General features: G+C 71.7%; 17 protein-coding genes. 12 read left to right on the top strand and 5 right to left on the bottom strand.

All coding sequences use genetic code 11. The annotated features are described in order from the left end of the window. Positions 1-3 precede the first annotated feature (3 nt). Positions 4-945 carry an esterase/lipase family protein gene (locus A4R43_RS27530; RefSeq protein ID WP_113694960.1) on the bottom strand — a complete coding sequence of 314 codons (942 nt, stop codon included), beginning with the start codon at positions 943-945 and terminating at the stop codon, positions 4-6. Positions 946-1,077: 132 nt separating this feature from the next. Here A4R43_RS27530 and A4R43_RS27525 point away from each other — a divergent pair, with 132 nt between their 5' ends. The 8 genes from A4R43_RS27525 (at position 1,078) to A4R43_RS27490 (ending at position 5,895) form a co-directional block, all read left to right on the top strand. Further along, a complete protein-coding gene (locus A4R43_RS27525; RefSeq protein WP_113697922.1) occupies positions 1,078-1,236 on the top strand; it encodes a DUF4177 domain-containing protein in 159 nt (52 codons plus the stop codon). 2 nt (positions 1,237-1,238) lie between these two features. Next, positions 1,239-1,694 (top strand): RidA family protein, encoded by a 456-nt coding sequence (locus A4R43_RS27520; protein ID WP_113694959.1) that lies wholly within the window; start codon positions 1,239-1,241, stop codon positions 1,692-1,694. Then, a complete protein-coding gene (locus tag A4R43_RS27515; protein ID WP_113697921.1) occupies positions 1,694-2,323 on the top strand; it encodes a hypothetical protein in 630 nt (209 codons plus the stop codon). The genes A4R43_RS27520 and A4R43_RS27515 overlap by 1 nt, the downstream gene beginning before the upstream one ends. A gap of 40 nt (positions 2,324-2,363) precedes the next feature. After that, positions 2,364-3,545 (top strand): hypothetical protein, encoded by a 1,182-nt coding sequence (locus A4R43_RS27510; protein ID WP_113694958.1) that lies wholly within the window; start codon positions 2,364-2,366, stop codon positions 3,543-3,545. 80 nt (positions 3,546-3,625) lie between these two features. Next, a complete protein-coding gene (locus A4R43_RS27505; RefSeq protein ID WP_113697920.1) occupies positions 3,626-4,411 on the top strand; it encodes an NUDIX hydrolase in 786 nt (261 codons plus the stop codon). Then, positions 4,408-5,169, top strand: a complete 762-nt coding sequence (locus tag A4R43_RS27500) for an MBL fold metallo-hydrolase (protein WP_113694957.1) — start codon at positions 4,408-4,410, stop codon at positions 5,167-5,169. The genes A4R43_RS27505 and A4R43_RS27500 overlap by 4 nt, the downstream gene beginning before the upstream one ends. A gap of 43 nt (positions 5,170-5,212) precedes the next feature. After that, positions 5,213-5,485, top strand: a complete 273-nt coding sequence (locus A4R43_RS27495) for a type II toxin-antitoxin system Phd/YefM family antitoxin (protein WP_162788615.1) — start codon at positions 5,213-5,215, stop codon at positions 5,483-5,485. Then, on the top strand, positions 5,482-5,895 hold the full coding sequence (locus A4R43_RS27490; RefSeq protein WP_113694956.1) for a type II toxin-antitoxin system VapC family toxin: 414 nt from the start codon (positions 5,482-5,484) through the stop codon (positions 5,893-5,895). The genes A4R43_RS27495 and A4R43_RS27490 overlap by 4 nt, the downstream gene beginning before the upstream one ends. Here the strand turns inward: A4R43_RS27490 and A4R43_RS27485 are convergent. The 4 genes from A4R43_RS27485 to A4R43_RS27470 all read right to left on the bottom strand — a co-directional run bounded on the left by A4R43_RS27485 (position 5,867) and on the right by A4R43_RS27470 (position 9,813). Then, complete coding sequence (locus A4R43_RS27485) at positions 5,867-6,955, bottom strand: DNA polymerase III subunit beta (RefSeq protein ID WP_113694955.1); 1,089 nt, start codon at positions 6,953-6,955, stop codon at positions 5,867-5,869. The genes A4R43_RS27490 and A4R43_RS27485 overlap by 29 nt on opposite strands. A 10-nt stretch (positions 6,956-6,965) precedes the next feature. Next, positions 6,966-8,216: an MFS transporter gene (locus A4R43_RS27480; protein ID WP_113694954.1), complete on the bottom strand. Its 1,251-nt coding sequence runs from the start codon at positions 8,214-8,216 to the stop codon at positions 6,966-6,968. Positions 8,217-8,694: 478 nt separating this feature from the next. Continuing rightward, a complete protein-coding gene (locus A4R43_RS27475) occupies positions 8,695-9,369 on the bottom strand; it encodes a Crp/Fnr family transcriptional regulator (protein WP_113694953.1) in 675 nt (224 codons plus the stop codon). A gap of 192 nt (positions 9,370-9,561) precedes the next feature. Next, a complete protein-coding gene (locus tag A4R43_RS27470) occupies positions 9,562-9,813 on the bottom strand; it encodes a hypothetical protein (protein WP_113694952.1) in 252 nt (83 codons plus the stop codon). A gap of 169 nt (positions 9,814-9,982) precedes the next feature. On the opposite strand from A4R43_RS27470, the gene nth reads away from it, so the two are divergent. The 4 genes from nth to A4R43_RS27450 are packed head-to-tail and all read left to right on the top strand — an operon-like array spanning position 9,983 to position 13,156. Beyond that, positions 9,983-10,666 carry an endonuclease III gene (nth, locus tag A4R43_RS27465; protein ID WP_113694951.1) on the top strand — a complete coding sequence of 228 codons (684 nt, stop codon included), beginning with the start codon at positions 9,983-9,985 and terminating at the stop codon, positions 10,664-10,666. Further along, positions 10,663-11,250, top strand: a complete 588-nt coding sequence (locus A4R43_RS27460; RefSeq protein ID WP_113694950.1) for a TlpA family protein disulfide reductase — start codon at positions 10,663-10,665, stop codon at positions 11,248-11,250. Before nth ends, A4R43_RS27460 begins: the two co-directional genes overlap by 4 nt. Further along, on the top strand, positions 11,247-11,975 hold the full coding sequence (locus A4R43_RS27455) for an NUDIX hydrolase (RefSeq protein ID WP_113694949.1): 729 nt from the start codon (positions 11,247-11,249) through the stop codon (positions 11,973-11,975). Before A4R43_RS27460 ends, A4R43_RS27455 begins: the two co-directional genes overlap by 4 nt. Next, positions 11,972-13,156 carry a MarP family serine protease gene (locus A4R43_RS27450; protein ID WP_113694948.1) on the top strand — a complete coding sequence of 395 codons (1,185 nt, stop codon included), beginning with the start codon at positions 11,972-11,974 and terminating at the stop codon, positions 13,154-13,156. Before A4R43_RS27455 ends, A4R43_RS27450 begins: the two co-directional genes overlap by 4 nt. Position 13,157 lies beyond the last annotated feature (1 nt).

Here is a 13,157-nt window from a genome sequence, read left to right as displayed (position 1 = left end):
CACTCAGCTGCCGATCGGGCTCGCGGGCACGCACGGCACGGGCTTGGCGTTGGCCGGGTCCAGTGCGTTGAGCACGTGACCGGCGGTGTTGCGGTCGGCGGCGACCCCGGCGTGTTCGGCGAAGTCCAGCCCGCACGTCTCCTGCAGCACCACGTTGCGCACGTTCGGCCCGCTGCCGAGCCCGCTGGTGTACGGGATGACCAGCTCGTCGTACTTCGTGACGATGTTCGTGTACTCGACGCCCGGCGCGAAGATGCCGCTGTCGTGCAGCTTGGTCAGGTAGTCCGAGCCCTTGAGGAACTGCGGGCAGGAGCCGCAGACCGGGTTGAGCACCCCGTCGACCACCGGCTTGAGCCCGAGCGTCTGCCCCCACTGGTACAAGGTGGACAGACCGAGCAGCGTGGTGCCCTGCCACAGCGGGGTCAGGCTGACGTACTTGTCCACTTTGGCCGCCCCGCCGAGGAACTGCACGTAGTAGCTGGGCATCAGCGTGCCCTCGGAGTGGCCGAGTATGTCCACTTTGGACGCTCCGGTGCGGTCGAGCACGCGGTCCACGAAGGCGCCGAGCTGCGCCGCGCTCTGTTCCATCGGCAGCAGCCCGCCCGGCTGGTACACCGGGTTCGGCGTGCCCGGCACGCCGTAGGTCAGGGAGAACACGCAGTAGCCCTCGTTGGCCAGCAGCGGGCTGAAGGTCTGCCAGTTGACCGTCTGGTTCGCGCCGAGGCCGTGGGTGAGCACCACCGGGTTCGGGTGCGCTTCGCTCGGACGGCAGGTCCAGTCGTTCGCGCCGGGTGGCGGGCCGCCCGGCTTGGCGAGCTGCGCCGGGACCGCGGCGGCGAGCGTCCACGGCACGAAGTACCGGGGCGCGGCCTGCCCGGCCGGGGCGAGCCCGATCAGCAGGAGCAGGGACAGGGCCAGTGCGCCCAGGGACCTCGTCGTCCGCATGCCACTTCCTATCTACTCGTGAGTAGGTGTGAAGTGAAACACAATTGGTCCCGATTCCGGCGGAGATTCACCATCTTGGCCGAACGCGGGTTCGTCCCCGGCGGTCTGGACGGGGTCGTTACGCTCGCGGCCATGAGCGCCAAATGGGAGTACGCCACCGTTCCGCTGCTGATCCACGCGACCAAGCAGATCCTCGACCAGTGGGGCGAGGACGGCTGGGAACTGGTCACCGTGCTGCCGAACCCGACCGGTGAGCAGCACGTCGCCTACCTGAAGCGGCAGAAGGGCTGAGCATGAGCTGGAGTGCCAGGCTGGCCGAACTGGGCATCGAGCTGCCCGGGGTGGCCGCGCCGGTGGCCGCCTACGTACCCGCGGTGCGCAGCGGCTCGCAGGTGCTGACCTCCGGTCAGCTCCCGTTCGTCGAAGGCAAGCTCGCCGCCACCGGCAAGGTCGGCGCCGAGATCAGCCCCGAAGAGGCCAAGGCGCACGCGCGCACCTGCGCGCTCAACGCGCTCGCCGCCGTGCACGCGCTCGCCGGGGTCGACTCGATCGCCCGCGTGGTCAAGGTGGTCGGCTTTGTCGCCTCCGCCGAGGGCTTCACCGGGCAGCCCGCCGTGATCAACGGCGCTTCGGAGCTGTTCGGCGAGGTCTTCGGCGAGGCGGGCGTGCACGCCAGGTCCGCGGTCGGCGTGGCCGAGCTGCCGCTGGGGGCGCCCGTGGAGATCGAAGTCATCGTGGAGGTGTCGTGATGGACCCCGATATCGAGCAGGCGACGCACGAGCTGCTCCTCCGGCTGGCCGGGCGCCTGCCGGACAAGACGCTCTGGCGCTTCCGGGACTGGCTCGCCGAGGGCGCCATGGCCACCCTCGCGCGGACCATCCCAAGATCTTTGCTGAAGCACAGCATCGACCTCGATCAGCCGGAGTATCGCCTGCTCGTGGCTGGATTGATTCCGCACGGCGCCGATTGGCACCAGGTCAGTTCCACCCTTGGGGTAGACGACGGCAGCGGGAACCGGTACACATTCACGAAGAGTGCCCCCGATCGGGTGAACTCCGTCGACTCTGTGTCCGTGGTCGTGCACGCAACGTTGCGTGGTCGCCCAGACGTGGGTGAGGTGCGGGCGAGCTGGCGGCATAACGGCACTCCGGGTGAGCGCGAGCCCAAGAGGGTCCTCTTGGTGAGCGCGGTGTCCGGAATGCCGAGGCTGACCGGTGAGCTGCAGCGGGTATTGCGTGTGCTGGGGGACGAGGAACCCAGCATCGAGGTGCTTCCGCCGCGGTTCGAGCTCCCCGAGTACCACCGAGCCGCGCTGGCGAACTCCGAACTGGTCTGCGTGGGCGCCGTGGACGCCGGGCACCGACTCGTCGCCGCGTAACGGCTCGCTGCCTCCGGCGAGCTTGGAGGGAGAGATCGCGATGGTGGAGGCCCACGACGGGCTCGGTGTGCCGCTCAGGCTGCACAACCTGCTGCTCGCCATGGCCGGCCGCCTCGACGACAGTGCGCTGTCCGAGGCACGGGAACTGGTCGCGCGTTCGCGCCTCGACGAGGCCGCGGAGCTGACCGCCGGCGCGTTGATCGCCGGCAAGATCCCGGTCCGCTCCGTCGAGCAGCGCGAGCTCGCGCTGATCCTGGAGATGAGCCGCTCGGACGCCACACTGGTCGACGAGGTGCTCATCGACGAGAACGAGCCCGAGATCTCGCACCGGTTCACCGGCGAGAACGAGCCGGAGCGCGGCATCGCCGACGCGCTGGACCGGGCCCTGCAGGTGTTGCCGGACCTGCGGTCGGTGCACGCGGTCTGGCGGAACACGCCGGCCGGCAGCGTGCCCGGACCGCTGCCGCAGCGGGTGGTGCTGGTGGAGATCGGCCCGGAGGGCCACCCGCCCGCCGTCGCCTTCCGCGTGGACACCGCGCTGCGCCGCGTCGGCATCCGGTCCGTGGTCGAGGTGACCGGTCCCGGCGCCGACCGCACCGGCTACTACAAGCACGCGATGACCTCGGCGAACCGGGCGTGGCACGCCGGCACGGCGCCGTCCGGCGGGCAGGCGCCTTCGGTGCCGCCCGCGCCGCCCAAGGCCGCTTCGCACGCGCCCGCCCCGGTGGCGACCGCCGAGTCGAAGCCCCGGCACGAGCTGGCCGACGACCGGCGGCCCGAGCCACCGGTCGAGCACCGCACCGAAGAGGTCCAGCGACCCGAGCCGGCCCCGGAGCCGGCCCCGGTGGGAAAAGCTGAGCCTCCTGCGATCACCGCCGCACGGCAGGAGGCACTCAGCCACCAGGCCGAGTACTCCAGCGGCGTGGAGAGCACCACGGACATGAGCTCGGCCGAGGTCGCGCAGCTGCGGCGTGCGCTGGCCGAAGACCCGGAGACCGGGCGTGCCATCGCTTCGGCGAAGCTGCCCGGCGGCGACGTGGTCGAGCTGCCCGAGCTGGACCTGAACGACCCAAAACTCAGCGACCGGGACCGGAAGCTCCTCCGGGAGCTCCACGCGGAGCTGGCGCAGCGGGAGCGGGCGGAGGCGGCGCGCCTGCGCCTGAACGGGGCGGGCCGCGGCGGCGAGAACCGGCGCTGGGTGGACGGTTTCTCCGGCGCCTGAGGCGCTTCGGCCGGTCCTCGTGACGTATGTTGCGGGACGTGGCCGAACTACCTGACGAGGTCGTCGTCGACCTGAGCAAGATGTCGTTGAAGTCGTCTTCGGACCTGCCGGATCCGGAGGGTCCACCGGCCACGCCGAAGGACGCGGCGACGGTCGTGCTGCTCCGCGAGGGCGGCTCGGGCGTCGAGGTGTTCCTGCAGCGCCGCGTGGCCGCGATGGCCTTCGCCGCCGGGATGACGGTGTTCCCCGGCGGCGGTGTCGACAAGCGGGACGCGGACGCGTCGATCAGCTGGGCCGGCCCGGACGCGGCCTGGTGGGCGTCGAAGTTCTCCTGCTCCGAATCGCTCGCGCGCGCACTGGTGTGCGCCGCCGTGCGGGAGACCTTCGAGGAGTCCGGCGTGCTGCTGGCGGGTACGGAGACCTCCGTGGTCGCGGACACCGCCGAGTTCGCGGGCGCGCGCGAGCGGCTGGTTTCGCGGGAGCAGTCGCTGGCCGGGTTCCTCGCCGAGGCCGGGCTGACCCTGCGGGCCGACCTGCTGCGCCCGTGGGCGAACTGGGTGACGCCGCCGCAGGAGGCACGCCGGTACGACACACGGTTCTTCGTCGCGGCGCTGCCCGAAGGCCAGCGCGCGGACGGGGCCACCACCGAAGCCGATGCCTCCGGCTGGCGGGCCGCCGCCGACGCACTCGGCGACGCCGAAGCCGGGCGCAGCACGCTGATGCCGCCGACCTGGTTCACGCTCACCGAGATCGGCGAGTTCACCAGCGTGCGGGAGGCGTTGACGGCGGAGCGCTCGATCAAGAAGATCACGCCGACCCTGGTCCGTGAAGGCGACCGGGCCCGGATCGTGCTGGAGCCGTCGTGACCCATCCCGCTTACGGTGTGCTGCGCCAGGTCTCGCCGACCGCGTCGGTGCTGCTGGAGAACAACCCGTCGTCGATGACGCTGGAGGGCACGAACAGCTGGGTGCTGCGGGCACCGGGGGCGTCGTCGTGCGTGATCGTCGACCCCGGCTACGACGACCGGGAACACCTGTCGTTGCTGGCGGCCTCGGCGCCGGTCGAGCTGATCCTGCTGACGCACCACCACCCGGACCACGCCGATGGCGCGCCTTGGCTGGCCTCGGAGGTCTCCGCGCCGGTACGGGCGTTCGACGCTTCGCTGTGCATCGGCGCGGAGGCGCTGGCCGCCGACGAGGTGGTTTCGGTGGCCGGGCTGGAGATCGGCGTGCTGCACACGCCGGGGCACACGGCCGACTCGGTGTCGTTCCGGATCGGCGGTGAGGTGCTCACCGGCGACACGATCCTGGGGCGCGGCACCACGGTGCTGGATGATCTCGGTGCGTACCTGGGCTCGTTGCGCGTGCTGGCCTCGGTGCCGCCGGGCACGCTGGGCCTGCCGGGCCACGGGCCGGAGTTGGCGGACCTGGGGGCGACCGCGCGCGAGTACCTGGCACACCGGGAGCAGCGGCTGGACCAGGTGCGGGCCGCCTTGCGTGAGCTGGGTCCGGACGCCACGCCCCGGCAGGTCGTCGAACTCGTTTACGCCGATGTGGACCGGGCGCTGTGGGTGCCCGCGGAACACAGCGTGCGGGCCCAACTGGACTACCTACGCACGCTGTAGCGAATCGTAGCGACCTGGCTGGGACGGGTGTTATCCTGGCCAGGTGGCCACCAAGATCACGCAACGTGAGTTGCGCAACGACGCCCCCGCGATCATGCGTGCGGTGGAGAATGGTGAGAGCTTCATCCTGACCCGGAACGGCACCGAGATCGCGGACCTGGTGCCGCACCGGCAGCGGCCCGAGTTCGTTCCCGCCGAGGATTTCCTCGGCTTGCTCGCTGACCTGCCGCCGACGGATCCCGAGGAGTTCTACGCCGATCTGGACGCGGCGGTGGACCCGGATCCGTTCCGCGCGGCCGGTGAAAGCGAGCGATGAGCGCGGCACGCCCCAGGGTCCTGCTCGACACGTCGGCCGTGCTCGATCCGCCAGAGCGAGCCGACCTCCCGCCGGACAGCGAGGTCGCGATCAGTGCCATCACGCTGGCCGAACTCGCCGCGGGTGTGCACGCCGCGACGCGGCCTCGCGAGCGGGCGGTCCGGCTCGCGAGATTGCAGCGCGTCGAAGCGAGCATCGCGTCGCTTTCCTTCTCGCCAGCGGCGGCTCGCATGTACGGCCAGCTTTACGCGATGGTGTTGGAAGCTGGCAAAAGCCCGCGCCCACGCCGGATGGATCTGCTGATCGCGTCGGTCGCCGCCATTCACGGTTTGCCGCTGGTGACCAGGAACGCCCCTGACTTCGAGGATCTCGAGCCGCTGGTCAAGGTGATCGGCCTGGCCCGGCGGTGACGTTCACCGGGGGCTGCATGGGCATCACGTAGTACCGCAGCGGCGTCGAATCGGCGGTGAGCAGGGTGGCCCGCAGGCCCGGTTGCAGGGCGAGCGTGGTGTCCCCGCCGCTGAAGGGGCGTAGGGCGTCCAGCAGGTAACGCGCCTGGTAGCTCGGCGCCGCCCGGTTGCCGTCCACAGTGGACTTCACCAGTTCCTCGGCCTCCCCGGCGCGCGGGTCGGTGCCCGCCACGCGGATGGTGCCGTCCTGCACGTCGAGCGTGACCACACCCCGCGGCCCGGCGTAGAGGCTGGTGCGGCGCACGGCGGCGGCCAGTTCGTCCGCGGCCACCGTCAGCCTGGTCTCCACCGCGCCCATCGAGATGCTGCCCTCGGTCAGGAAACCGCCGTCCAGCACGGCCGTGGCAACCGTGCTCCGCCCCCAGCTCAGGCCGAACCGGTTCACGTCGGCGTGCACCGCGACCGTGCCGCTGACCTGCTTGCCCACCTCCGCCAGCAGCCCGGCCGGGACCAGCGCGTCCACCTCGCCACCCGTCCACGGCAGGTCGGCGGCGGCCATCCGGAACCGGTCCGAGGCCAGCAGCGACAACCCCCGCGCGGAAGACGAGACGCGGACGCCGGTGAACATCGGCAGCGCGTCGTCCCTCGCCGCGGTCGCGGACACCGGGGCCAGCGCCCGCGACAGCAGCGCGCCGTCGATCTCGCCGACCACCGGCAGCTCACCACCGTCCAGGTACAGCTCCCGGTCCAGCAGCGGCAGCGCGAACCTGCCGCGGGCCGTGCGGATCGCCAGCCGCGAGCCCTCCACCACCAGCCGGACCTCCGGCTCGTCCAGCACCTTCACCGTCTCGGCGAGCGGACGGGCGGGCACCAGCACCTCGCCGTCGGTGTGCGTCAGCGCGGTGCAGGCCAGCCGGACCGGGCGTTCGTGGTCGTTCCCGGCCAGCACCAGCCCGTGCGCGTCGGCACGCAGGAGCAGGCCGGGACCGCCGGACGGCAGCAGGCGAACGGCATCGGCGAGGGCGGCGGCCAGCGCCGGGGTGGACGCGGTGAGATCCATGCCGCGGAGACTAGGCGGCGGCACCGACAAGTTCGGCGGGCGCGGGCGTGGTGGCGGGCCGGATCGTGCGGCGCAGGCCGAACACCACGGCGGCCAGTGCGACCGCGGCGACCCCGGCGGCGAGGAACGAAGCGGGCGGCCCGCTCGCCTCGACCAGGTAACCGCTGACCGACTGCCCGAACGCCAGACCCAGGGTGACCGAGGTGATCACCCAGCCGAACGCCTCGGCCGCGGTGCCCTCCGGCGCGACCAGCTCGATCGCCGCGGAGTGCGCGGTGGACTGCGGGGTGATCAGCGCGCCCGCCCCGAGCATGGCCAGCGCCAGTCCCCAGAGCGAGCCGGGCAGCGCGAGCAGCGCCACCATGCCGCCGAAGGCCGCCAGCAGCACCGGCAACCGCAGCCCCATCTGACGCGGCCACGGGCGCAGGCTGTACGCCACGCCGAACACCACCGAGCTGACCGACCAGGCCGACAGCAGCAGCCCGCCGACCGTGGCGTGCCCGGCGTTGGTCGCCGAAGCGGGCACGGCGACCTCGACAAAGCCGATCACCACACCAAAACCGAGCGCCGCGATGGCGAGCGTGCGCATGCCGGGGCTGGCCAGCGCGCCGAGCAGCGGGCGGCGGCCGGACGGCGCGGCGCCCCAGGCGCGGACGACCGGGCTCAGCGCGAACAGGGTCGATCCGGTGACCATCGCCGAAGCACCGAGCACCAGCCCGGTACCCGCCCACGGCGCGGCCGCGAGCGCACCGGCGAAACCGGGCCCGAGGATGAAGAAGACCTCCATGCTGATCGCCTCGTAGGAGTACGCGGCGGCCCTGGCCGGACCGGCGGGCACCAGCCGCCCCCACAGCGCGCGCGAGGCCGAGCCCACCATCGGCTCGGTGATCCCGATCCCGCCGGCGAGCACCACCAGCAACGCGGTCGGCGCGCCCGCCTCGATGAAGGTGATCAACGTCGCGACGGCGGCGGCGAACAACACGGTGGTGGTCAGCAGCGGCCGGGTCGGGCCGAAGCGGTCGATCAGCCGCCCCTGGACCACCGAACCGGCGGCCACGCCCACCAGCGAACCGGCCGAAACCAGCCCGGCGGCGGCGAACGACCCGGTCTCCCGCTGCACGTAGAGCAGTGCGGCGATGCCGATCATCGCGATCGGCAGGCGGGCCAGCACGGAGGCGATCACCGGGCCGCGCGTACCGGGTGCGGTCAGCGCGGCGCGGTAGTCGGCCAGCGTGGTGCCGCCGGAGGCAGAGTGGGACATGTGTACCAGTATGCCGCTGAGTGGTACGTCTGTACCACTTATTTCCCAGCGACCTTCGTCACCAAGCTGTGACCAGAAATCCTGCGGAAGTGTGGGATGGGACGGGAATGAATCCGGCGCCCGGGTCGTTGAACGGGCAAGATGGACAGCGACTGACCAGCCGGGTTGGGCCATTCGTGTCTCGGTTGGGTAACGAACCGAGTTTTTTGGGCGAAACGGCGCAACAAACTGCGGCGGTTGGCGTCCTTGAGGGTGAACGGCCTTGAAGTGAGGGCCTCAAGCCGTTCATGGTGGATGGATCGTCAGAACTTGATAGGACTTCTCAGCTCCCTCCGGCATAAGGGTCGGGGCCTGCGACCGGAGGGCGGGGAGCGCGGATCGTCGGGGGATGGTCCGCGCACGGCATGAGGGGCCGGTGCGCCACGTCGGGGGTGGCGCCCGGCCCCTCATGTTGTTGCGATCAACGTGAGCAACCCGCTCAGCGAGCCCGTCGAGCCAGCCGCTCCGGGTCCAGGATCAGCACGCTCTTGCCTTCCAGTCGCAGCCAGCCGCGGTGCGCGAAGTCGGCCAGCGCCTTGTTCACGGTCTCCCGCGACGCGCCGACGTACTGGGCGATCTCCTCCTGCGTCAGGTCGTGGGTGACCCGCAGCAGGCCGGCCTCCTGGCTGCCGAAGCGCTGGGCCAGCTGGAGCAGGGCCCGCGCGACGCGGCCGGGAACGTCGGTGAAGATCAGCTCGGCGACCATGTTGTTCGTCCGGCGCAGCCGTCGCGCGACCACGCGCAGCAGCTGCTCGGCGATCTCGGGCCGGGTGGAGATCCACTGGCGCAGCGCCGGGCGGTCCATCATCACCGCGCGCACCTCGGTCACCGTGGTGGCGCTGGAGGTCCGCGGGCCCGGGTCGAAGATCGACAGCTCGCCGAACATGTCGGACGGGCCCATGATCTGGAGCAGGTTCTCGCGCCCGTCCGCGGACTTGCGGCCGAGCTTCACCTTCCCGGACTGGATGATGTAGAGCTTGTCGCCGGGTTCGCCCTCACTGAAGATCACGTGGCCGCGGGGGAACTCGACGCTCTCCAAGGTCTGCGCCAGCGCCTCAGCTGCGGCAGGTTCCACCCCCTGGAAGATGCCCGCGCGGGCCAGGGTTTCGTCCACCTCGTGCCTCCTCATCGGTGGCGACCCGCGGTCCAGGACGGATGAGCGTGTCGCCGATCACTTGCGTGCAGTGTAGGGCGTGCCAGCGAGATCGCCTCATGGCTCGCCGAAGCCGGGGCGATCGGTGTTCACCCGGACACCGCTCGTCGCGCGGACGAGAGGAGTTAAGACGATCTCGGTCAGCGGCAGAGCTTAACTCCGCACCCGGCGCGGCCGCAGCTTGGCCGCCCGTCCGCCGAGCCGGCGCAGCCGGAACAGCTCCAGCGCGCGGCCGATCCCGTGGCCGTGGAGCGCCCTGATCTCGTTGGGCTGGGCCTGCTCCAGGAACTGTTCGACCTCTTCCTCCTGCACGGCCACGTGCCGGAGGCGGCTCTCCACGCGCTCCATGATCAGGGCGAAAAACATGATCACGAGCGGTACCGCGATAACGAACCAGACGGTCATAGCTTTCAGATCCTCGCTTGCGGCTCGGTCCTTTTCGCGCCTGAACTGATGGCGCCCGTAGGCTATCGGGGTGCCGCCCGAAGCCCGTAAAGCCCCCCGTAAGGGTGGCGCCGCCGCCCGATCCGCCGACGGCGAAAGCCGGTTGGCATTGGTGAGACGCGCCCGGCGGATGAAACGTTGCCTCGACGAGGCCTATCCGGACGCCCACTGCGAGCTGGACTTCACCACGCCGCTGGAGCTGCTCGTGGCCGTGGTGCTGTCCGCGCAGACCACCGACGTCCGGGTGAACCAGGTCACCCCGGCGTTGTTCGCGCGCTACCGCACGGCCGCCGACTACGCCGGTGCCGACCGCACCGAGCTGGAGGAGTACCTCCGGCCGACCGGCTTCTACCGGGCCAAGGCGAACTCGCTGATGGGGCTCGGCGCGGCGCTGGTCGAGCGGTTCGACGGCGAGGTGCCGGGCAACCAGGCCGACCTGGTCACCCTGCCCGGCGTCGGCCGCAAGACCGCGAACGTGGTGCTCGGGGACGCCTTCGGCGTGCCGGGGATCACCGTGGACACCCACTTCGGCAGGCTGGTCCGCCGCTGGGGCTGGACCACGCTCGAGGACCCGGTGAAGGTCGAGCACGCGGTCGGCGAGCTGATCCCGCGCAAGGAGTGGACGATGCTGTCCCACCGGACGATCTTCCACGGCAGGCGCGTCTGCCACGCCCGCAAGCCGGCCTGCGGGGCCTGCCCGCTGGCGCGCGACTGCCCGTCCTACGGCACCGGGCCGACCGAGTTCGAAGAGGCCGCGAAGCTGGTCAAGGGGGAGGAGCGCGAACACCTGCTGGCGATGGTGGCGAACTCTTGACCACGGCGACCAAGTGGGCGCTCGCGGTGGCGGTGCTGTTGCTCGCGGTGATCGTCGCGGTGTTGCCGAGAACACAGCACACGCCCCAGGTGTCGGAGGATCTTGGTCCCGCGCGGGCGAAGGCGGCACTGGCCGCGTGCACCACGGGCACGCCGGGTCCCGCGCTCGCGGGTGTGGGCACGGAATGCCTGGGTGACGGCTCGCCGGTCGACCTGGCCGCCGCGCTCGGCCCCGGCCCGACGCTGGTCAACATCTGGGCGACCTGGTGCCAGCCCTGCCGCACCGAGCTGCCGGTGCTCGCCGCCTACGCGGCCGAGCCGGGCGCCGCGCGGGTGCTCACCGTGCAGGTCGCCAGCTCGCCGTCGGACGGCCTGGAGCTGCTCGCGGAACTGGGCGTGCGCCTGCCCGCGGTGTATGACGGTGAGGGGCAGGCCGGGCCCGTGCGCACCGCGCTGAAGGTGCCGCCCGCGCTGCCCGCGTCCTATTTGGTCACCCCGGGCGGGGAGGTCCGGTTCATCGACAACCCGCGCCTGCTCGCCGATGTGGGGCAGGTGCGCGAAGCCGTGGCGAGGTACTCCGCATGAGCGAACACGGGCCGCTGGTCGACGCCGGGAGCGTGCCGGAATGGCTGGGCCCGCTGGTCACCGCCAGCGGGGAGGTGGACGCGTCGGCGTTCACCAGGTTCCGCCCGCCGCGTGGCACGAAGACCCGGCCGGCGGCGGTGCTGGTGCTCTTCGGTGAGGGCCCGCGCGGGCCGGACGTGCTGCTGCTGCGCCGGGCCGACACCCTCGGCTCGCACGCCGGTCAGGTCGCGTTCCCCGGTGGTGGCGCCGACGCCGGTGACGGCGGCCCGGTCGGGACCGCGTTGCGGGAGGCCGAGGAGGAGACCGGTGTGCTGCCGTCCGGGGTGCGCCCGGTGGCCGTGCTGCCGGACCTGTGGGTGCCGGTGTCCGGCTTCTCGGTCACCCCCGTGCTCGCCCACTGGGTGAACCCTTCGCCGGTGCACGCCGTAGATCCAGGGGAGACCGCGGCGGTGGCGCGGGTCGCGGTCGAGGACCTGCTCGACCCGGCCAACCGGTTCCAGGTGCGCCGGAAGGGATATGACTGGGTGGGACCGGTTTTCGAGGTCGACGGGCTTTTTGTGTGGGGCTTCACCGCCGGCCTGCTGTCGACGATCCTGCGGCTCGGCGGCTGGCACCGCGAGTGGGACGAATCCGACGTCCGGGATCTCGACGAAGCGCTGGCCGCGCACGCGGCGCGGGCACGGGCGGTGTACAACGGTGGCTCCAGGGAGAGGGAGCAATCGTGAACTGGGTCGACGTGCTCGTGGTGCTGCTGGCCGTGCTGGCGGCGATCTCCGGTGCGCGTCAGGGCGTGCTCGTCGCGCTGCCCGCCTTTCTCGGCGTGCTGATCGGGGCCATCGCGGGCATCCGGCTGGCCCCGCTGATCGTGGACCTGTTCGACAATCCCGCGCTGCGCGTGGCCGTGGTGGTCGGCGTGGTGGTCTTCCTGGTGGCGCTGGGCGAAACGCTCGGGGTGTGGGCGGGCCGCAAGCTGCGCAACAAGATCAGCTCACCGAAGCTGTCCGGAGTGGACAACACGCTCGGCGCGATCGTGCAGGGCCTGGTTGTTTTCGTGGTGGCGTGGCTGATCGCGGTGCCGCTGACCAGCGTGGCCGGGCTGCCGGGGCTGTCCAGGGCGATCAACAACTCGACCGTGCTCGGCGGGGTCGACCAGGTGATGCCGGATTCGGCGCAGGGCCTGCCGAACGAGCTGCGCAAGCTGCTCGACGCCTCGGGCTTCCCGTCCATCGTGGCCCCGTTCCAGCAGGCGCCGAAGGCCGATGTGGCGCCACCCGACGAGAACCTGCAGGCGAGCTCGGTGGTGCGTCAGCTGCGCGGCAGCGTGCTGAAGGTCAGGGGCAACGCGCCTTCGTGCTCCCGCGCGTTGGAGGGCAGCGGCTTCGTGATCGCGCCGCAGCGCGTGATGACCAACGCGCACGTGGTCGCCGGTACCGACGAGACCGCGGTCGAGACGCCGGAAGGCAGGCTCCCGGCCAGGGTGGTCCACTTCGATCCCGCGACCGACGTCGCGATCCTCGCCGTGCCGCGGCTCGAGGCCGAGCCGCTGTCGTTCGCCGACCAGCCCGCGCGCGCTGGAGACGACGCGATCGCGCTCGGCTATCCGCTCGACGGCCCGTACACCGCGACGTCGGCGCGTGTGCGGCAGCAGATCACCTTGCGTGGTCCGGACATCTACGACACCAACACCGTGCAGCGGGACGTGTTCACCGTGCGTGCCGGGATCCGCAGCGGGAACTCGGGCGGGCCGCTGGTGAACCCGCAGGGCGAGGTGATCGGCGTGGTGTTCGGCGCCGCGGTCGAGGACCCGGACACCGGCTTCACGCTGACCGCCGCGGAGGTGGCCCCGGAGGTGGCGGCGGCGCCGGGTTACGGGACCGCGGTCAGCACCGGGCCGTGCGCCGCCTGAG

This window comes from Amycolatopsis albispora (genome assembly GCF_003312875.1).
In the GTDB taxonomy this organism is placed as follows: domain Bacteria; phylum Actinomycetota; class Actinomycetes; order Mycobacteriales; family Pseudonocardiaceae; genus Amycolatopsis; species Amycolatopsis albispora.
The sequence above is the reverse complement of the archived record's forward strand: the minus strand, read 5'-3'. Positions and strand labels throughout refer to the sequence as shown.

Bases quoted from the DNA above. Each gene is read 5' to 3' on its own strand.
- A4R43_RS27530 (WP_113694960.1), bottom strand. From the start codon at position 945: ATGCGGACGACGAGGTCCCTGGGCGCACTGGCCCTGTCCCTGCTCCTG.
- A4R43_RS27480 (WP_113694954.1), bottom strand. From the start codon at position 8,216: ATGTCCCACTCTGCCTCCGGCGGCACCACGCTGGCCGACTACCGCGCC.
- A4R43_RS27515 (WP_113697921.1), top strand. From the start codon at position 1,694: ATGGACCCCGATATCGAGCAGGCGACGCACGAGCTGCTCCTCCGGCTG.
- A4R43_RS27470 (WP_113694952.1), bottom strand. From the start codon at position 9,813: ATGACCGTCTGGTTCGTTATCGCGGTACCGCTCGTGATCATGTTTTTC.
- A4R43_RS27455 (WP_113694949.1), top strand. From the start codon at position 11,247: ATGAGCGAACACGGGCCGCTGGTCGACGCCGGGAGCGTGCCGGAATGG.
- A4R43_RS27525 (WP_113697922.1), top strand. From the start codon at position 1,078: ATGAGCGCCAAATGGGAGTACGCCACCGTTCCGCTGCTGATCCACGCG.
- nth (WP_113694951.1), top strand. From the start codon at position 9,983: ATGAAACGTTGCCTCGACGAGGCCTATCCGGACGCCCACTGCGAGCTG.
- A4R43_RS27505 (WP_113697920.1), top strand. From the start codon at position 3,626: ATGTCGTTGAAGTCGTCTTCGGACCTGCCGGATCCGGAGGGTCCACCG.
- A4R43_RS27485 (WP_113694955.1), bottom strand. From the start codon at position 6,955: ATGGATCTCACCGCGTCCACCCCGGCGCTGGCCGCCGCCCTCGCCGAT.
- A4R43_RS27490 (WP_113694956.1), top strand. From the start codon at position 5,482: ATGAGCGCGGCACGCCCCAGGGTCCTGCTCGACACGTCGGCCGTGCTC.
- A4R43_RS27510 (WP_113694958.1), top strand. From the start codon at position 2,364: ATGGTGGAGGCCCACGACGGGCTCGGTGTGCCGCTCAGGCTGCACAAC.
- A4R43_RS27520 (WP_113694959.1), top strand. From the start codon at position 1,239: ATGAGCTGGAGTGCCAGGCTGGCCGAACTGGGCATCGAGCTGCCCGGG.